14 protein-coding genes and 2 pseudogenes are annotated in these 19111 nt (G+C 69.0%); 5 read left to right on the top strand and 11 right to left on the bottom strand.

Going from position 1 to position 19111, the window contains the following annotated elements; translation table 11 throughout:
* Positions 1–92 precede the first annotated feature (92 nt).
* Together ACZ7IB_RS12735 and ACZ7IB_RS12730 are read left to right on the top strand one after the other, a co-directional pair.
* Complete coding sequence (locus tag ACZ7IB_RS12735; RefSeq protein ID WP_470912075.1) at positions 93–2306, top strand: DEAD/DEAH box helicase; 2214 nt, start codon at positions 93–95, stop codon at positions 2304–2306.
* Positions 2307–2371: 65 nt separating this feature from the next.
* Positions 2372–2449, top strand: a pseudogene (locus ACZ7IB_RS12730) (pentapeptide repeat-containing protein); the annotation flags it as partial.
* Positions 2450–2529: 80 nt separating this feature from the next.
* Here ACZ7IB_RS12730 and ACZ7IB_RS12725 read toward each other — a convergent pair.
* Positions 2530–3480 (bottom strand): annotated as a pseudogene (locus ACZ7IB_RS12725) (multicopper oxidase domain-containing protein); the annotation flags it as partial.
* 297 nt (positions 3481–3777) lie between these two features.
* Here ACZ7IB_RS12725 and ACZ7IB_RS12720 point away from each other — a divergent pair.
* Positions 3778–6270 carry a ThuA domain-containing protein gene (locus tag ACZ7IB_RS12720; protein ID WP_470912073.1) on the top strand — a complete coding sequence of 831 codons (2493 nt, stop codon included), beginning with the start codon at positions 3778–3780 and terminating at the stop codon, positions 6268–6270.
* On the top strand, positions 6267–8498 hold the full coding sequence (locus ACZ7IB_RS12715; protein ID WP_470912071.1) for an OmpL47-type beta-barrel domain-containing protein: 2232 nt from the start codon (positions 6267–6269) through the stop codon (positions 8496–8498). Before ACZ7IB_RS12720 ends, ACZ7IB_RS12715 begins: the two co-directional genes overlap by 4 nt.
* A gap of 12 nt (positions 8499–8510) precedes the next feature.
* On the opposite strand, the gene ACZ7IB_RS12710 is transcribed toward ACZ7IB_RS12715, so the two are convergent.
* The gene (locus ACZ7IB_RS12710) at positions 8511–9590 is read right to left on the bottom strand and encodes an ABC-2 transporter permease (RefSeq protein ID WP_470912069.1); all 1080 of its coding nucleotides are present in this window, start codon (positions 9588–9590) and stop codon (positions 8511–8513) included.
* Positions 9587–10597 carry a non-homologous end-joining DNA ligase gene (gene ligD / locus ACZ7IB_RS12705; RefSeq protein ID WP_470912478.1) on the bottom strand — a complete coding sequence of 337 codons (1011 nt, stop codon included), beginning with the start codon at positions 10595–10597 and terminating at the stop codon, positions 9587–9589. Before ligD ends, ACZ7IB_RS12710 begins: the two co-directional genes overlap by 4 nt.
* Before the next feature lie 98 nt (positions 10598–10695).
* Here ligD and ACZ7IB_RS12700 point away from each other — a divergent pair, with 98 nt between their 5' ends.
* Positions 10696–11763: an ATP-dependent DNA ligase gene (locus ACZ7IB_RS12700; RefSeq protein ID WP_470912067.1), complete on the top strand. Its 1068-nt coding sequence runs from the start codon at positions 10696–10698 to the stop codon at positions 11761–11763.
* Here ACZ7IB_RS12700 and ACZ7IB_RS12695 read toward each other — a convergent pair.
* The 8 genes from ACZ7IB_RS12695 to ACZ7IB_RS12660 form a co-directional block, all read right to left on the bottom strand.
* Entirely contained in the window at positions 11746–12954 is a 1209-nt protein-coding gene (locus ACZ7IB_RS12695; RefSeq protein WP_470912066.1) for a lytic transglycosylase domain-containing protein, read from the bottom strand. The genes ACZ7IB_RS12700 and ACZ7IB_RS12695 overlap by 18 nt on opposite strands.
* A gap of 22 nt (positions 12955–12976) precedes the next feature.
* Complete coding sequence (locus tag ACZ7IB_RS12690; protein WP_470912065.1) at positions 12977–13717, bottom strand: hypothetical protein; 741 nt, start codon at positions 13715–13717, stop codon at positions 12977–12979.
* A gap of 50 nt (positions 13718–13767) precedes the next feature.
* Entirely contained in the window at positions 13768–14298 is a 531-nt protein-coding gene (locus tag ACZ7IB_RS12685) for a hypothetical protein (protein WP_470912064.1), read from the bottom strand.
* 71 nt (positions 14299–14369) lie between these two features.
* A complete protein-coding gene (locus ACZ7IB_RS12680; protein ID WP_470912062.1) occupies positions 14370–14969 on the bottom strand; it encodes a hypothetical protein in 600 nt (199 codons plus the stop codon).
* Positions 14970–14988: 19 nt separating this feature from the next.
* Complete coding sequence (locus tag ACZ7IB_RS12675) at positions 14989–15507, bottom strand: hypothetical protein (protein ID WP_470912060.1); 519 nt, start codon at positions 15505–15507, stop codon at positions 14989–14991.
* A complete protein-coding gene (locus tag ACZ7IB_RS12670) occupies positions 15504–16760 on the bottom strand; it encodes an MCE family protein (protein WP_470912058.1) in 1257 nt (418 codons plus the stop codon). Before ACZ7IB_RS12670 ends, ACZ7IB_RS12675 begins: the two co-directional genes overlap by 4 nt.
* A complete protein-coding gene (locus tag ACZ7IB_RS12665; protein WP_470912056.1) occupies positions 16757–17989 on the bottom strand; it encodes an MCE family protein in 1233 nt (410 codons plus the stop codon). Before ACZ7IB_RS12665 ends, ACZ7IB_RS12670 begins: the two co-directional genes overlap by 4 nt.
* Entirely contained in the window at positions 17986–19110 is a 1125-nt protein-coding gene (locus ACZ7IB_RS12660; protein ID WP_470912054.1) for an MCE family protein, read from the bottom strand. Before ACZ7IB_RS12660 ends, ACZ7IB_RS12665 begins: the two co-directional genes overlap by 4 nt.
* Between the last annotated feature and the right edge of the window lies 1 nt (position 19111).

Genomic DNA, 19111 nt, shown 5'->3' with positions numbered 1-19111 from the left:
AGGCACTGTCGGCGCCACGTGGCACGATATGAACCGCTCGGGGCAGGTGCCGGGCAGGACGGCAGCCGGGCTGCGCGGACAGAGGAACGTACATGACAGAGGCCGGACCGACGGAGGCCGGGGCGCCCACGGGAAGGGACGCCCGGGAGCTGCTGGCGCAGGCCGAGCGGCTGCTGGACACGGCGCGCGCGGTGCTGGCCGATCATGCCCGCGCCGTCGATGCGGTGCACACGGCGCTGACTCCGCTGCTCGACTCCCTCATCCGTCGCGAACTGTCGGCCATCCCGGTCTCCAGACTCAAGGACGTCACCGAGGGCAGACTGCGGCTCGGCGCGGTCGAACAGGCCGGCTTCACGACCGTCGGCCAGGTCCACGAGGCAAACCGTTACGAGCTCCGCCAGATCCCCGGGGTCGGTGCTCAGACCGCCGACCAGGCGTTGGCAGCGGCCGGACAGATCGCCCACGCGGTACGGGACACCGTCGCGGTCCGGATAGACGTGGACACCCCGGACGAATCCACGACCGCGCTGGTCACCGCACTGCACCGGCTGGTCGAGGCCGGTCCGGACGTCCGCCGGGCCGTCGATGCGGCGGGCCGGCTCATCGGGCGTCTTGAGCCCTTGCTCGCCGCGGCCGGGCCTGCGCGGGGGCGGCTGCGCATGCTGTTCACCCGGCGCCACGCCCGCGCCCAGGCACTGGAGGCCGTCGCCTCGGTACGGGCCGCCGTCGCCGAAGCGGCTGCGCGCGGGCTTCCCCTGCTGTTCGGGCAGGTGTCAGTCGATCTGCTGCGGGACGCGGAGTCGGACGTCGCGGCGTGGGTCGACTTCGAGCTGCGGTCCGCCGAGTACTACAGCCTGCTCGCCGAGATGTCAGGCACCGGCCCCGACCGGGACGCGGCCGAGGGGTTCCTCCCGTCCGGAATTGCGCACCGGGTTCGTGGTCTGCGGCTGGACGACGCCCATCTGCGCGTCTCCCTGCGCGGCTACCAGTCGTTCGGCGCCCGGTTCGCGCTCGCGCAGAAGCGGGTGATCCTCGGCGACGAGATGGGGCTCGGCAAGACCGTCCAGGCCATTGCCGCGCTCGCGCACCTCTCGGCGCGGGGCGAGACACACTTCCTGGTGGTCTGCCCGGCGAGCGTGCTCATCAACTGGGCGCGCGAGGTCCGTTCCCGCTCCACCCTGCGCGCGCTGCCGGTGCACGGCCCCGAGCGGCACGGCGCCTTCGCCGAGTGGCGCGAGACCGGCGGGGTCGCCCTCACCACGTTCGATGCCCTGCACACCCTGCCGGCCCCCCGGGACTGCGGCATGAGGCCCGGCATGCTGGTGGTCGACGAGGCGCACTACGTCAAGAACCCCGAGACCCGCCGCTCCCGGGCGGTGTCCGGCTGGACGCAACGCACCGAACGGGTGCTGTTCCTGACCGGTACACCGATGGAGAACCGGGTCGAGGAGTTCCGCAGCCTCGTCCGCCATCTTCAGCCCGAACTGGCGCCCTCGATCCACACCACCCATGGAGCCGCCGGTTCGCACGCGTTCCGCAGGGCCGTCGCCCCGGCCTATCTGCGGCGCAATCAGGAGGATGTGCTGACCGAACTCCCGGCGCTGGTGCAGGTCGACGAGTGGGAGGAGTTCAGCGAGGACGATCTCGATGCCTACCGCGAGGCGGTGGGCGCCGGGCAGTTCATGCGGATGCGCCGGGCCGCGTACGCCCGGCCCGCCACATCCGCGAAACTGAACCGGCTGCGCGAGCTGGTCGCAGAGGCCGCGGACAACGACCTCAAGGTCGTCGTGTTCTCGTACTTCCGAGAAGTGCTCCTCACGGTCGAACAGGCCCTGGGGACGGGCGTGTTCGGGCCGCTCTCGGGGAGTCTCCCGGCTGCCCGGCGCCAGGAGATGATCGACCGGTTCGGTGCCGTCGAGGGCCATGCCGTCCTGCTGAGCCAGATCCAGGCGGGCGGTGTCGGACTGAACATGCAGGCTGCCTCCGTCGTCATCATCTGCGAACCGCAGATCAAGCCGACGATGGAGCACCAGGCGGTGGCCCGCGCCCATCGGATGGGGCAGATACGGACCGTCCAGGTGCACCGGCTCCTCGCGGCCGACAGCGTCGACGAGCGGATGCTGAACATCCTGGCCCGCAAGGAGCGGCTGTTCGACCTCTACGCACGGCGCAGCGACGTCGCCGAGACGACGCCGGACGCCGTGGATGTGTCGGACGGGGCTCTGGCCCGACGCATCGTCGAGGAGGAACAGCTGCGCCTCGCCACCGGAACGGCCGAAGCAGCCGGAGCGGTGTCGGAGAGCTGACTGCTCAGGACCCGTGCGCCGCCGGGTCGTGGGCGGCCGGCTCCTTCCCCGTCTTGCCGGGCGCGGTGTCACCCGAAGCGGTCTTGTCCGGCGCGGTCTTGTCCGGCGCGGTCTTGTCCGGCGCGGTCTTGTCCGGCGCGGTCTTGTCCGGCGCGGTCTTGTCCGGCGCAGTCTTGTCCGGCGCAGTCTTGTCCGGCGCGGCCGTGTCGTGGGTCGTCGTGGCGTGCGGGTCGTACCCCGGCACGGTGCCGTCCGCCTTGGCGACCAGCAGCAGTCCGGCCATACCCATGTCGGAGTGGCTCTGCACATGGCAGTGGTACATCCAGGCACCGGCGCCGACGTGTTCGCCCGCGATGACCTGGAAGCCGAAGGAGTCCGCCGGGCCGACGATCTTTGTGTCGACGACGCGGCTCGGGTCGTCGGGGCCGGTGAGCAGACCGGTCCGGTTGTCCGCCCAGCGATGACCGTGGACGTGGAACGTGTGGTAGTAGTCGCCGTGCGTGATCATGACCACTTCGAGCCGGTCCCCCACCGTGGCCTCGAAGTCGGGCGCCTTGTGGGCCGCCTTGTTGTTGATCGTCATGTCGTTGAAGACGATCGTGATCGTCTTGTCCGGCAGGATGTCACCCTTGCGCCGGACGATCACCGGACCGTACAGGCCTTTTCGGATACCGCCGGTGCCGTGATCCGTACCGACGACATGGTCGTGGTAGTGCCAGTAGCCCGCACTGCCCGGCTGCCAGGTGCCGTCCTTGCGCCGGCCCGGCGCATGGGTGCGCCAGGTGTACGTGCGGGTGCCGCCCGGTTCGACGATGCTCTTGTTCATCCGGGTGCCGTCGCTCGCGATGTCGTAGTCGACGCCGTGCGCATGAAGGCTGGCCGGCACATCCATGGTGTTCTCGAACTCGATGTGCAGGGTGTCGCCCTCGTTGATCTCGATGAGCGGTCCCGGGATCGACGCCTTGCCCTTCTCCAGGCCGTATCCCATCTGACCGTCCGCCAGCTTCTCCGCGTACAGCTTGAGATGGCGGACGACGCCTCCGGCCGGGGCGGTCTTGGGCGGGGGTTCCGCCGAGCTGGCCTCGATCGTACCGAGCGACAACGATGTCACGCCGGTGGCGGCCGCCACCCCACCGCCGACCAGAATCCGCCGGTTGAAGCTCCTTCTGTCCATGTCGAACTCCCCACTGCACTAAGGAATTTACGGAGTTTTTGCGAATTTGCCCAGAACGCGGAGACTGCGTAGACCGCGGAGATTACGGAGGTTACGGGGATTGCGGCGGCTTCAGAGGTAGCAGAGGTTGGCGGGGCACACGCGCCCCCCGGACGGCCCACACCGTAGCCGGGGGATCTTCGTTTATCCACACCCAGGACAAAGTTCGTGCCATTGCTGCCATAGCTATTGGCGAGCCACGAAAAGAGGTCTAGCTTCATCCGCTGTTGCAGTGACCAAAGAGGGGTGGGTGACCACATGCAGCGCACACCACATCACAGGTCCAGATCGCGACGCGGACTTGCGGCGGCCCTGGCAGCCGGCGCACTGACCGCTTCCCTGCTCGGTGGCAACGCCGCCAGCGCCAGGCCCTATCCGGAACCGCCACGAAGTATGGCGACAACGTTGTCCCTGCCGTCGCCGCCGGGCGGCGCCAACGTCAAGGTGCTGGTGTTCCATGCCTCCGCCACCGAGGAGTCCCCGACCGTCGACGCCGGGATCGCGGCGATCGAGAAGATCGGGCTCACCGGGCCGGAGGCCGGTCGGTTCAGGACCGTCGCCACGGACGACCCGGCCGTCTTCACCAACGGCAAGCAGCTCGGCAAGTACAACGCCGTCGTCTTCCTGACCGGTGGCGGCGATGTGCTCGACCCGGAGCAGGAGGCGGGTCTTGAGGCGTACTTGGAGGCGGGCGGCGGATTCCTCGGCATCCATGACGCGGCGCGCACCGAGCCGTACTCGGACTGGTTCACCGGTCTGGTCGGGGCCCGTCCGGCAGCAGGCAGCCCAACCAACGTACAGCGTGCGACGGTTGAGATCGGAGACCGGCAACATCCGGCGACCGAGAACCTGCCACTGGAGTGGAAGCGCCCGGACAAGTGGCTCAACTGGACAAAGAATCCGTCCGGTGATGTACACACCGTGGCGCGCGTCCGGGAGATCACGTACAAGCCGGGCGCAAGCGCCAACGGCTGGGACCACCCGGTCTCCTGGTGCCGGGACTACGACGGCGGCAGGTCCTTCTACACGGCGATGGGCGGTACGGTCGACAGCTTCGCGGAGACCGACTTCCGCGACCATCTGCGCGGCGCGCTCGACTGGACGACGCGGATCTCGCAGGCCGACTGCAAGGCGACGATCAACTCCAACTACAAGGCGGAGCGCGTCACCCAGCCCAATCAGCCGGGCCGCAACGACCAGATCGGCGAGCCGCACGGCCTGGTTGCCGCCCCGGACGGACGGGTGCTGTACATCGGGCGCGGTGGCGCCGACAGCAGCAAGCCGGTCGTCACCGACTGGAACAACCCGGACATCGGCAAGGGTCTGGGGCAGATCCATGTCTACGACCCGAAGACCAAGAAGGTCACCCTCGCCGGTGAGCTGACGATCTTCGGCAACAAGGGCGGCGGCGACGAACTGGTCAAGGTCGAGGAGGGGCTGCTCGGTATCGAGCTGGACCCGGACTTCGAGAAGAACGGCTGGGTGTATCTGCACTACACACCCCACTCGAAGATCGACCGCGACAAGCAGATGGCGGTACGTCAGGTCTCCCGCTTCACCCTCGATCCGGCCACCAACAAGCTGGATCTGTCCTCCGAGAAGGTGCTGTTGCACTGGCCCGTCCAGATCCACAGCTGCTGCCATGCGGGCGGCGGGATGGCCTGGGATTCCAAGGGCAATCTGTACATCGCCACCGGTGACAACAACTCATCCGGTTTCAGCGAGGGTTACTCCGGAAACAACCCGCAGCCGAACTACAAGGGCGTCTCCTTCGCCGATGCCCGGCGCACCGCTGGCAACACGAACAACCTCAACGGGAAGATCCTGCGGATCCACCCCGAGGACGACGGCACCTACACACTGCCCGAGGGCAATCTCTTCACCGGCAAGGAGCCCGATGAAGGCGGCGGCAAGACCCGCGGCGAGATCTATGTGATGGGGGTGCGCAACCCGGCCCGGATCTCCGTCGACAAGACCACCGACACGCTGTACGCGGGCTGGGTCGGCCCCGACGCGGGCTCGCCGAGCACCACCTGGGGTCCGGCCAAGTACGACACGTTCGCCGCGATCACCAAGGCGGGCAACCACGGCTGGCCGTACTGCATGGGCAACAAGCAGCCCTACCGGGACCGCAATCTGCCCGACCCGAGCAAGCCGCTCGGCTGGTACGACTGCGACCGCCCCAAGAACGAGTCTCCGAACAACGACGGCCTGGTGAACCTGCCGCCTGTCACGTCCAACACCATCTGGTACTCGCCGCAGGGTGGTGGCGTGGACTACCCGCGCGACGCGAACGGTATCCCGAGCTACAAGGCGGAGGAGCAGAAGCAGCTGCTGCCGTGGCTCAAGGGCGGCGGTCAGGCCACGATGAACGGCCCGGTCTACCGGTACGACGCGGCGAGCACCAGCGCCGACAAGTGGCCCTCCTACTGGGACGGCAAGTGGTTCGTCGGTGACTTCTACGACGACACCCAGCCGCGGCACGCCGTGCTCACCGACCCGAAGACGGTCGGCAAGGGCGGTCTGCCCACGCACGCCGAGTCCCTGAAGAAGATCATCCCGGTCGGCGCGGACGGCATCCGCAACCTGATGGACTGGAAGTTCGCCCCGGACGGTTCGCTGTACGTCCTCGACTACGGGCGCGGCTTCTTCACCTCCGACTCCAAGTCCGCGCTGTGGCGTGTGACGTACAAGGGCGGCGGCCCGACCCCGGCCGCCGAGGATCTGGCCAGGAAGGCGGCAGTGCAGTGAGACACCGTTCGATCTCCGCGCGACAGCGGTACCGGCCCAAGCGGCTGTGGCTCGCCCTGCTGGGTTCGTTCCTGATGGTGCTGGGGCTGACCTCGACGGCGGCCTACGGCCGTACGGCGGCTCCCGCCGCTGCGGCGGCCGGCCAGGTACTCACCTGGACGGCGGGCAACCCCATCGACCGCTATCTGTCCGCTCCGAAGACCGCGGTGGCCGGCAAGGCGACCATCGTCTTCGAGAACAGCGCGGCGACCGGCAACACCACGGGGATGCCGCACACCCTCACCTTCAGCGTCTCGGACCCGGAGTTCAACAACGACGTCACACTGAACATCCTGGCCAACCCGGCCGACGACCAGGGCGGCAAGCACACCGCCGAGGTCACGCTCTCCCCCGGCCGGTACTTCTACCACTGCACCATGCCGGGGCACGAGGCGATGCAGGGCATTCTCACCGTGACGGACGGCGGAGGTACGGACACCACCGCGCCCGAGACCTCTGCGAAGGTCGACGGCGACAAGAACGCCGACGGCGCGTACATCGGTCAGGCGACGGTCACTCTCTCGGCGACCGACGACAGCTCCGGTGTCGGCACCGTCGAGTACGCGGTCGGGGCCGACGGCGCCTGGCAGCCGTACACCACACCGATCGTGGTGAACGAGGTCGGGACGCACACGATCCGGTACCGCGCCACCGACAAGGCGGGCAACACGGCAGCGGAGAAGTCGGTCGACTTCGCGGTCGCCGCACCGCCGACGGACGACAGGACGCCGCCGGAGACCTCGGCGACCGTGTCCGGTGAGAAGGACGACCAGGGGCAGTACCTGGGGATGGCGACGGTCACCGTGACCGCCTCCGACACCGGGTCCGGCGTCAACACCATCGAGTACGCGATCGGGGCGGACGGCGCCTGGCAGCCGTACACCGCGCCCGTGATGGTGCACGAGACCGGCACGCACCAGGTCCGCTACCGGGCCACCGACAGGGCGGGCAACACGGCGGCCGAGAAGTCGGTCGACTTCACCGTCGTCGCACCGCCGACGCAGGACAGGACGCCGCCGGAGACCTCGGCCGAGGTCGAGGGCGACAAGAACTCCGACAACGCCTACATCACCAGCGCCAAGGTGACGGTCACCGCGACCGACGCAGAATCGGGCGTGGACAGGATCGAGTACTCGCTCGACGGCGGCCCGTACCTCGCGTACACCACCACCGTCATCGTCGACCGCGTCGGCTATCACACCGTCGCCCACCGGGCGACGGACAGGGCCGGCAACACCTCCGTGGCGAAGCAGGTGTCGTTCACCGTCGCGGAGAGCGGGGGCGTACCGGCGCCGAACTGCCCGGAGTTCGACGAGCGGCTCACCGTCATCGTCGGCACGGTCGACACCGGGGTACCCAACCGCATCACCGGCAACCGCTGCACCATCAATGAGCTGATCGAGGACGAGAAGGACTGGTCGTCGCACGCGCTGTTCCTCAAGCATGTCGACAGCGTCCTCGACAAGCTGCTCGCCGCCGGTGTGATCGACGCGCGCGAGCACAAGAAGATCTACCGGGCGGCCAAGCAGTCGGGGATCGGCAATCCGGGCCAGGACGAGGGCTACAAGAAGCTCTTCGACGGCACGGCGTCGTCGTTCGCCAAGTGGCAGCAGGTCGGTGGCGGCAAGTTCGGGCTCAATCCGGACGGCACGATCACCAGCTCCACCACCGTGGACGGCATGGGCATGCTCTGGTTCCCGGGCCGGCAGTACGGCGACTTCTCGCTCAAGCTCCAGTGGCGCGACGACGCCCCCGGTACGGGCAACGCCAACAGCGGTGTGTTCGTCCGCTTCCCGAACGTCCACGACAACCCGGAGGAGTCGCGTCCGGAGTGGGTCGCCATCAAGTACGGCCATGAGGTGCAGATCCTCGACCGTCCGGACGGCGACATGTACAAGACCGGCTCGATCTACGGCTTCGACCGGATCGGTCTGGCCGGCGCCGGGGTCACGCCCAAGGGCACCTGGAACGACTACGAGATCCGGGTGGTGGACCAGCACTACTCGGTCTACCGCAACGGTGTCCTGCTGAACGAGTTCGACAACAACGGCGGCCAGGTCTTCGAGCCGCCGCGGGGCGACGACCCGGGCACCGACGGCCGGCGGTACGCCTCCGGTTACATCGGACTCCAGGTCCACAGCACCACGGACGTGGTCTCGTACCGCGACATCCGGATCAAGGAGCTGTAGCCCGGACCGGCATCAGGTGGCCGTGGCCGCATGCTGAGGCATGTGGTCACGGCCTTCCGGGTGCCGGTGGCGCCATACCCAGAACACCGTGCAGGAGACCAGCGCCCAGCCGGCGAGGACCAGGTACGGGAAGACCCGCTGGTGCCCCTGGTAGTAGACGGCGGCGTGCTGGGCGTTGACCGAGGCGCCCGGGGGAAGCCAGCGGCCGATGAAGCCGAGCACCGACGGCAACAGCGGCCAGGACACCGCGCCGCCGGAGGACGGGTTGCCGAGCATCACCATCAGTCCCCAGGTGGGGATCATCGCCCAGCGCCCGATCAGGGCGTTGAACATGTTGAAGACCATGCCCGTGGTGAACATGGTGAAGGCGAGGATCATCCACGACTGGACGAACGGCAGGTCGACGGAGTCGAGCAGCCAGTCCACCACGGCGGTGATGGCGAACCCGCCGAGCAGGGCGTAGGCGACGGTGAACCCGATCCGCTCCAGGGGCTCCAGCGCCTTGGCGTGCACACTCAGCTGGATCGCGCCGAGGAACCCGACGACCACCGCGGCGAGCGAGATGTAGAAGAGAGCGAGGCCGCGCGGGTCGCCCCGCTGCAAGGGCTTCACGTCCGTGACCTTCACCGGCACATGGGCCGCTTCGCCCACCTTCAGCGTGGACTCGGCGAGCAACTGGGCAACGGAGGCTCCGGATGCGCTCGCGACGTCCAGGCCGACTCCGCCGTTCTCGGACCGCAGGACGGCGAAGACCTTCTGCTCCTCCAGGGCGGTGCGGGCCTGGGCCCCGGTGGCGTACTCGTGCAGCACCAGCGAGGTGTCGAGCGCGCCCTCCAGCCGGTCGAGGAAGACCTTGTCGCGCGGGGTGTCGAGGCGGCCGACCACGGCGGCCGGGATGTTGCGCGGGGTCGGATTGGCCATCGCGTACGTGTAGGAGCCCGCGAAGAGACCGGCCGCGGCCGCGATGATGAACAGAAGCACGACGGCGGGCAGATACGGGGACGCCTTGAACGCCGCCCATCGGTCACCGCGGGCCGGGGGCCGGGCATGTTCCCCGCGCGGGGTGACGGGCTCCAGGTCGGGTGCGCTCATGCATCGCCGTCCTCGTCGTGCCGGGCCCTGCTCGGCTGTACCCGTTTCGGTTCGCCCGGCATCTTGGGGTACTCCGGCGGGTACGGCATGTCGCCGAGGCCGCGCTCCCGCTCGTCCCTGTCCGCCAGCTCCAGCAGCCCGTCGAGCCGGAAGGCGTGCTCATCCATGTCCGCGTGCACGTCGCCCACCTCCGCGTAGCGCTTCGGCATGGTCCTGATGTCGAAGTCGCCCGGTTCGGCGTCGTCGATCTCCTCCCAGCGCAGCGGGGCGGAGACCGGGGCGTGCGGAAAAGGACGTACGGAGTAGGCGGAGGCGATCGTGCGGTCGCGGGCGGTCTGGTTGAAGTCGACGAAGATCCGCTCTCCGCGCTCCTCCTTCCACCAGGCGGTGGTCACCCGGTCCGGCATCCTGCGTTCCAGTTCGCGCCCGGCGGCGATGGCGGCACGCCGGACCTCGGTGAAGGTCCACTGCGGCTCGATGGGGACGAAGACATGGATGCCCCGGCCGCCGGAGGTCTTGGGCCAGCCGCGCAGACCGTGGTCGTCGAGCACGGACCGCAGCTCATGGGCGGCCCTCACCGCGTCGGCGTAGTCCGTACCGGGCTGTGGGTCGAGGTCGATGCGCAGCTCGTCCGGATGGTCGGTGTCGGTGCTCCGGACCGGCCAGGGGTGGAACGTGAGTGTGCCGAGGTTGGCCGCCCAGATGACGGCCGCGAGCTCGGTGGGGCAGATCTCGTCGGCGGGACGGCCGCTGGGGAACGCGATCCTGGCGGTGGGAATCCAGTCGGGGAGGTTCTTCGGGGCCCGCTTCTGGTAGAAGAACTCGCCTTCGACACCGTCCACGAAGCGCTGGAGGGTGGTCGGCCGGTTGCGCAGGGCGCGCGTGATGCCGGGGCCCACGGCCAGGAAGTACTCGGCCACGTCCCTCTTCGTGTAGCCCTTCTCCGGGAAGTAGACCTTGTCCGGACTGGACAGCCGTACGGCACGTCCGCCGGCTTCCAGCTCCACCGCTTTCCCCGCTGCACCCATGACGGTCACGGTAGGCCTGGCTCACATACGCCGCATATCGGGAGACGTATGTCCACCCATGGGCAAGAATCGGGGCCATGGATCTGCCGGTGATGCCGCCTGTGAAGCCGATGCTCGCCAAGTCCGTCTCGAAGATCCCGCCCGGTATGCAGTACGAGGCCAAGTGGGACGGCTTTCGCGCCATCGTGCACCGCGACGGCGACGAGGTGGTGATCGGCAGCCGCACCGGGAAGCCGCTCACCCGCTACTTCCCCGAGCTGGTCACCGCCGTCCGGGACAATCTTCCGCCGCGCTGTGTGATCGACGGCGAGATCGTGATCGCGTACGACGGCCGGCTGGATTTCGACCGGCTCAGCGAGCGCATCCACCCCGCCGATTCCCGGGTGCGGCTGCTCTCCGAGCAGACCCCGGCCAGTCTGGTCGCCTTCGACATCCTGGCGGTGGGCGGCGATTCGCTGCTCTCCACCAGGCAGTCCGACCGGCGCGCCGTTCTGGAGGCGGCCCTGTCCGGTGCGTCGGCCCCCGTCCATCTCGCACCGGCGACCACGGACCCGGCCCTCGCCCAGGAGTGGTTCGAACGGTACGAGGGTGCGGGGCTCGACGGTGTGGTCGCCAAACCGCTCGATCTGCCGTACCGCCCGGACACCAGGGTGATGTACAAGATCAAGCACGAGCGGACCGCCGACTGTGTGGTGGCGGGGTACCGCTTCCACAAGAGCGGCCCGGTCGTCGGCTCGCTGTTGCTCGGCCTGTACGACTCCGATGGCGTACTGCAGCACGTCGGAGTCTGTGCGGCCTTCTCGATGAAGCGGCGCGAGGAGCTGGTCGCGGAGCTGGAGCCGCTGCGCATCGAATTCGCCGGCCATCCGTGGGCGGCCTGGGCGGACGCCGGGGCGCACGAGCATGCCCGGCTGCCCGGGACGCCGAGCCGCTGGTCCGGGAAGAAGGACCAGTCATGGGTGGCGCTGCGTCCGGAACGGGTCTGCGAGGTGGCGTACGACCACATGGAGGGCGACCGTTTCCGGCACACAGCCCAGTTCCGCCGGTGGCGGCCGGACCGCACCCCGGACAGCTGCACCTACGCTCAGCTGGAAGAGGTGGTGCGGTACGACCTGGCCGAGGTGCTGTCAGCCGGCGGACGCTGAGCCCGACGGCGTGGCGCACGGGTCCTCGCTCGTTCCCGGGTCGGGCGACGGGGACTCGGTGGCTCCGGCCGAGTCGGTCGGATCGGGGGATGCGGAGTCCGTCGGGCAGCCGGGGTCCGTGCCCGGGTCGGGTGCCGAGGTACTGGGGTCGGGGCTCGACGTGCCGGGGTCCGGGGAGGCCGGTCCACTGTCGGTCGGATCGGGGGAGCCGGCCGGATCGGTGGGGTCCGGGGAACCGGTCGGCGATTCGGAGGGCTTCGGGGACGCCGATGACGAGGGGCCGGGCGAACCGCCGGGCTGCGGGCCCACGATGATGCCGCCGCCCGGGGCACCGGGGCCGCCCACCGGGTGCGTCGGCTTGTTCGGTCCGCCCGCGCCGGGGCTCTTCGGTACGAGGCCCTTGCCGTCGGCCACCGGGTGGATGCCCTTGCGGTAGAACTCCAGCCAGGACAGCACGGTGCGCAGATAGGTGTCCGAGTGGTTGTAGCTGAGGATCGCCCGGTCCAGATCGGCCTTCACCGACAGATCGCGCGGTCCGGCACAGAGGTAGTGCCCGGCGGCCAGGGCGGCGTCGTAGACGTTGCTCGGATCGCGACGGCCGTCGCCGTTTCCGTCCTTGCCCCAATGGGCCCAGGTGGAGGGGATGAACTGCATCGGGCCGACCGCCCGGTCGTACGTCCTGTCTCCGTCGTACGCGCCGCCGTCGGTGTCCGGGATGTTGGCGAAGCCCGCGCCGTTGAGCACCGGCCCGAGGATCGGGCTCAGCGTCGTGCCGTGGGCGTCGACCCGGCCCCCGCCGGCCTGGCCGGACTCGACCTTGCCGATCGCCGCGAGTAACTGCCACGGCAAATGGCATCCGGGGTCGGTGCGGCCGAGCGCGCTCTCCGCCTTGCGGTAGGCGGCGAGCACCGTGGCCGGGATGCCCGCCTCGGCCCAGGACCGGGCGCCGGCCGGGCTCTGCCTCACACCTGCCTTCGGTGGCTTCGGCGACTGCAGCGGCGGAAGTTCGGTGTGGTAGGAGTCGTCGTTGGGCACGTGCGACCACTTGACCTCGTCGGCCTCCTGGCGCTCCTTCGCGGTCTGTTCATGGCGGACGAGTCCCGGTGCCTGGGACGCGGTGAGCGCGGCCATCGCGGCGACCGCGGCTGCCGTGCCGCCGATTCCGCGGCGCATGGTGCCGTTGAACCTCATGCGTGCTCCCCTCTCCCCCGGGTCACTGGGTGAACGTATCGATGGCGGAGATCCGCCAGGTGCCGCCGCGGCGAACAGCGTCCACGGCGAACATGGCCGCCGCGTAGGTCGTCTCGTCCGACTTGCCGGTACGGGTGTTGCTCTGGTCGGCGAAGATCAGCAGCCGGGCCCGGTCGCCGTCGAGGAGTTCCACCCCGCTCTCGGTGACGGTCGTGGTGAGGACGAGCTTCTGCTTCGGCGCCTGCGCTCGTACCTCCGCGAGCATGTCCTTGTGCTGCTGAACCGCCTTGCCGACCAGGTAAGTCCGCGCCGCCTGTCCGGACTTGGCGGTGGCGGCGTAGTTGTACGAGAAGACCGCACCGACCGCCTCGGAGATCTGCCCCTTCACCTCGCTGGTACGGCTGATGTCGGTCAGTGCGGTGTTCCGACGGCTCGCGTCGCCGCGCAGCCCGTCGGCCGCGGTGAACGACCAGGCGGCGAAGGCGCCGAGGAGGACGGTGAGTGCGCAGAGCACGGCAGGGAGCCGGATCCGCAGGCGGGACATTGTGCGCGGCTGTTCACCCCGCGCCTCGTCCGTCTCCTCTTCCTCCGTCTGATCTGCGTCGCGGGAATCCGATGACTCCTCGAGGTCCGGCGTGACCACGGACTGCTGCTCGTGCTCACCGGTCCGCCCTTTCCTGCGCGGTGGTGCGGTCGTGCGCTCCGCGGCGGCCACGGTCGCCAACCGGCGCTGACGGTTCACGAGGTGGCGGGTCGTCGACATGTCCGGAGTTCCTCTCGGTGATGGAATGGATCGGATGGGGCCGGGTGGCTTCAGCCGGCCGTGTTCCCGACCGGCGCCTGACCGAGGGCGCTGAGCTTCCACCCCTCGGACGTGCGGGTGAGCCGGCCGAGCATCCGGCTCTCCTTCACCGCGGGCTTTCCCTTCGGCGCCGTCACGGTGATCCGCAGAGCCACCATCACCGATGCCTTGCCGGTCCGGTCGTCGAGTTCGGTGACCGCACCGGACAGCACCTTGGCGGTGCTCACGGTCTTCGCCTCCTGGATCTGCTTCTCGAACCCGCTGCGCCCGTCCACGAGTTGCTGGTGCAGATCGCCGGTGGTGGAGTCCTCCCAGCTGTCCAGACCCTGGTCCAGCTTCTGATGGTCGAGCGTGTTCAGGTTCTGCACGGCCTGCTCGCCCGCCGCCAGGGCGTCGTCGCGGGTCTGCCCGTAGCCGGCCGAGTCGTCGTGCGCGGCCCCGTACCAGGACCAGCCGCCCCAGGCCGCGCTGCCGGCCGCCAGGGCCGTCAGCACGATCGCCGCCACCACCAGTGGGTTCTTCGTCGTCCGTACCCGTGCCATTGCTGTCTCTCCCTTGCCGGCTGAGCTGAGCGGTGGATGCCCGATGGGCTGCGGCTGTGGCTGCGGCCTGGCTATCTGGAGGTGATGTCCACGATTCTCCAGTGCCCGTCCCGGAGTTCGGCGGTGACGGAGAGCTGGGCGGCCGCCGTGGTGGCGGGCTTGCCCCGGCGCTCGTAGACCTGGTCGAGGAAGACGAGCAGATGGGCGCTGGTGCCGGAGAGCCGGCTGACCCCGGCGCGTACGACATGCGTGGTGAGGGTCAGCTTCTGGTCCCTGGACTGCTTCTCGACTTGGCCGAACAGAGCCGCGTACTGCCGCAGCGCCTTTCCGCCGAGGAGCTGCTTCGCGGACTCCTTGGTGCCTGCGGTGTCCTGTGGACCGTACGAGAAGACCTTGCCCAGTGCGCTGCTCACGTCGCCCACGACGCGGGTCGTCGCCTCGGTGTCGCTGAGCGCCAGATTGTCGGTGGCGGGAGTGTCCCTCATCTGCTGGGCCCCGACGAAGAATCCGGATCCCGCCACGGCCAGGGCGACGACCAGCAGCACGACCGCGGTGCGCCGCAGGCGGCGGGTGGACCCGGACTCCCCGGCCTCGTCGGGCTCGTCCCCGGTGGACTCCGGTCTCTCCGGCTCCGCCACCTCGGCTTCGTTCTTCTCCTCGGTGCTCACCATCGCCGTCCTCCTCCACACCTCATGCGGCACCCACCGCAATCGCGGTGAGTGCTTTGACCTTCCAGCCGGCCGGAGTACGGGCGAGAGTGGCCTCGAACCGCTTGCGCTCGGTACCGCCCCCGCCGGTGCGCGGTGTGACCCGGACGACGACGGTCGCGATCAGCTCGGCCGTACCCGCGCGTTCGTCGAGCGCGGTGAGCGCCACGTCGGTGACGGTGCCGCGGGCCGTGCTGCCGCTCCTCTTCAGGTCGTTCGCATCCTTGCTCCGGGTTCGCTTCAGCTGGTCGTGCAGCGGCCCGGTGGAGACATCGAGCCACTGCCGCAGCCCCGCGTCCACGCTCGTGGCGTCCTTGCCGTTCAGACTGTTCAGCCGGGCGAGATGATGCTTGCCCGCCGCCAGGGCCGCGTCGCGGCTCTTCGCGTAAGCGAGGGTGTCGTCGCCACGCGCCTGTGTGTACGACCGGGCGCCGAAGGCGCAGATCAGTACGGCGGCGAGCACGACCGCCCAGCCCATGAGACCTCTGGTACGGGAGTTCACTCGCCGGCCTCCAGTCCCAGCAGCCCGGCCATGCCGTTCGTGGCGGGTGACGTGTTCGTCGTGGCCCCGAGTGCGCCCGGGAGCGTGCCTCCCGCGTCGGCGCCCAGGAGCATCGAGCCCGGTTTGGCGGGTTCGGGTACGGCTGGGCCCTTCGGCGCGTTGGCGCTGCCGCGTACGTTGATGCCGGTGCCGGGTGAGGAGGTGCAGCGCGCCTTGGTGTTGACCTCGGGACCGGTTGTCGTGTCGAGACCGTTGCGATAGGTCGTGCCGCCGTATCCGGCGGTGCAGGGCAGCGGTTCGAAGAAGGTGACCGACATACCGAACCGGGCGCCGTCCTCGTCCACGGCGCTCGCTCCGGCCGCGGCGACCGCGGGCAGTTTCACGAGGAGCTCCTCGATGCCGCGCTGCCGGGTGACGGCGACCTCGGACGTGGTGAGGAGGTTCGCGACGACGATCCCGAAACCGGGGTCGAGATCGCGCAGCACTCCGCTGATCTGCTCGGCCGCATCGGGCGCGGCGACGATCAGCTTGCGGAGGTCCGTGTCGGAGCCCTTGAGCTGGGCTGCCAGCTCCTTGGCCCCGGAGGCGAATCCCTTGAGTGCTTCGCCCTGTTCGGCCTGGGTGCGCAGAACGGTCTCGCCGTCGGCCATCAGCTTGGTGTTGGTGGGCAGTGCGTCGTCGGCCGCCTGCACGAAGTCGCTGCCGGTGTCCAGGAGGATCTGGAGATCGTCGCCGTGCTCGTTGAACGCGGTGCCGAACTCGTCGACCACGGTCCGCAGCGACTCCAGGTCGACCGAACCGGCGAGGTCGTTGACGCTGGTGAGGACATTCGTCACCGGTGCCGGGACGGTGGTGTCGGCCTGGTCGATGACCGAGCCGTTCTCCAGGTAGGGCCCGTCGGCGCGGGTCGGCCGCAGGTCGACGTACTGCTCGCCGACGGCGGAGAGGTTGGCGACGACGGCCTTCAGGTCGTCGGGGATGGGGGGTGCGGACTTGTCGATGCGCAGCTCGGCCTCCACACCGTCGTCGGTGAGTTCGATCGGGCCGACACGACCCACGGAGACCCCCCGGTAGGTGACGTTGGAGTGGGTGAACAGCCCGCCGGTCCGGGTGAGTTGGACCTTGACGGTGTAGTAGTCACGCATGCCGATGTAGTGGCCGAGGTCGGCGTAACGGACACCCAGATAGCCGAGCACCAGCACTGCGATGATCAGGAACGAGATGTTCTTCAGCCGGATGGCGAGGGTGATCATCCGTTGCCCCCCTCCGAGGCCGAAGGCATGTCCGACGGTTTGTCCGAAGGCTTCTGGGAAGGCGTTCCGGAAGGCGTGGTCGTGGTCGTTCCCTCAGTGGTGATCGAGGGAAGCGGCAGCGGCAGTCCCGAGCCGGCCGACCTGGCCGTTGCCGACGTTCCGGTCGCCGTGCCGGCGTCCGGGTCGTAGGGCGGGATGATCTGAGTCCCGGGGGCGGCCGTCATGTCCAGGTAGACGTTGAGGTAGTCGCCCTTGACACCGCGCAGCACCTCGTCCGTGAACGGGTAGGTGAGCAGCACCTGGAGGGAGTCCGGCAGGTCGTTGCCCGAGTCGGCGAGCGCCTTGAGGGTGGGGGCGATGGCCTTCAGATCGGCGATCGTGTCCGCCTTGCTCTTGTTGACGGTGTCGACGGCGACGGTGGAGAGGGTGTCGAGTGCGCGCAGCATGGTGAGGAGCGAGCCGCGCTGCTTCTCCAGGACCTTCATCCCGGGGCTGAGCCCGGTGAGGACCTTGCCCACATCCTGTTTGCGGGTGGCGAGGGTGGTGGAGAGCCGGTTGACACCGTCGAGTGCCTCGGTGATGTCCTTCTTGTGGTCGTCAAGGTTGGTGACGAGGGTGTCGACGCGGCTGAGCATGGACCGGATCTGCGGTTCCTGCCCGGCCAACGCCTTGTTGAGTTCGGTCGTGATGGTCTTGAGCTGGTTGATGCCACCGCCGTTGAGGAGCATCGACAGGGCGCCGAGAACCTCTTCGACCTCGGGGTTCCGGTTGGTGCGGGTGAGCGGGATCTTCGCACCGTCGGTGAGTGTGCCCCGGGCGGTGCCGGTCGCGGGTGGTGAGAGCTGGATGTACTTCTCGCCGAGGAGGCTGGACTGTTCCAGGTGGGCATACGCGTTGGCGGGCAGTTCCACCTTCCCGTTGACGCGCATGGTGACCCTGGCCTGCCAGCTGTCCGGGGCGAGGGAGATCTTGGTGACGCGGCCGACGGAGACGTCATTGACCTTCACCGAGGACTGCGGGGCGAGGCTGAGTACGTCCGCGAAGTCGGCGGTGATCTCGTACGGATGGTCTCCGAGGTCCGCGCCACCGGGCAGCGGCAGCTGTTCGATGCCGCTGAACCGCGGGGCCTCGCAGCCCCTGACGACGAGGACGCAGCAGAGGCCGAAGGCGATCAGGGTGGCCACGCCGGTGGTCGCGAGAGCTCCTGGTCTGCGGAGGGTACGGCTCATCGGTTCGCCCCCTTGGTGTTGTTCGTCGTTGTCCGGGTGCCCTCCGGCGTGCCGTAGACGGTGCCCACGGCCGGGAGCGGCAGCGAGGGCAGGGTCTTCTGCCGTTCGGCGGTCACCGGGGAGAGTCCTTCGAGACTCACGGTGGATTCGGTGAGCGGCCCGCCCATGCTGAGCTCGTTGAGGTCGGTCCGGCCGTTGAGGGTCCGGTTCGTCGGGTCGTAGGCGTTGATGACGTTGCCCGCGGCGAGCGGCAGAGTGTCGAGGGACTCGGCGAGCGAGGCCCGCTGGTCGACGAGGGTCTGAGTGAGCGGTACCAGGGCGTCCACGTTCTTCTTGAGTGCCCCGCGGTTGTCCTGGATGAAGGTCTTGACCTGGGCGAGTGCGGTGCCCAGCTCCTTGAGCGCGGCACCGAGGTTCTTCTTGTCGTCGGCCAGGAAGCCGGTCACAGAGTTCAGCTGCTGCTCGGCGGCGCGCACATTGCCGTCGTTCTCCTTCAGCATCGTGGTGAAGGTCTGCAGGTAGGACAGTGTGTCGAAGAGGTCCCCGCTGCTCTTGTCGAGGGTCTTCGTGGCCTTGCCGAACTGTTCGATCGAGTCCCCGATGTCCTTGCCGTTGCCCTTGAGGTTCTTCGCCCCGGTGTCGAGGAGCCCGGCGAACGCTCCTTGGGCGTTCGCCCCATCCGGTCCGAGCGCGCTGGAGAGTTCGGTGATGGACTCGTACAACTGGTCCACCTCAACCGGCGTCGCGTTGTTCGCGGCGGGCAGTTCGGCACCGTCTGCCAGGACCGCTCCCCCGTTGTAGGCGGGTGCGAGCTGGATGTACCGGTCGGCGACGAGGCTGGGCGCGACCACGACGGCGTGCGCCTCTTCGGGGACCTTGATGCCCTTGTCGACGCGCAGGACGACCTTGACCTCCTTGCCGTGCGGTTTCACCGATTCGACGGTGCCGACCTTCACGCCGAGGATCCGGAGGTCCGATCCGGCGTAGACACCGGTGGCCTGGTCGAAGTACGCGGTGACGGTCGTCGTTCCTTCTTCGTCCAGGGCCATGACCCCGGTGGTGGCCGCGACGGCCACGACGGCGAGTCCGGCGCCGATGCCGACGATGCGCGTGAGTCTCATG

Source organism: Streptomyces sp. NPDC037301 (assembly GCF_055602785.1).
This window is presented reverse-complemented; position numbering and strand designations above follow the sequence as displayed.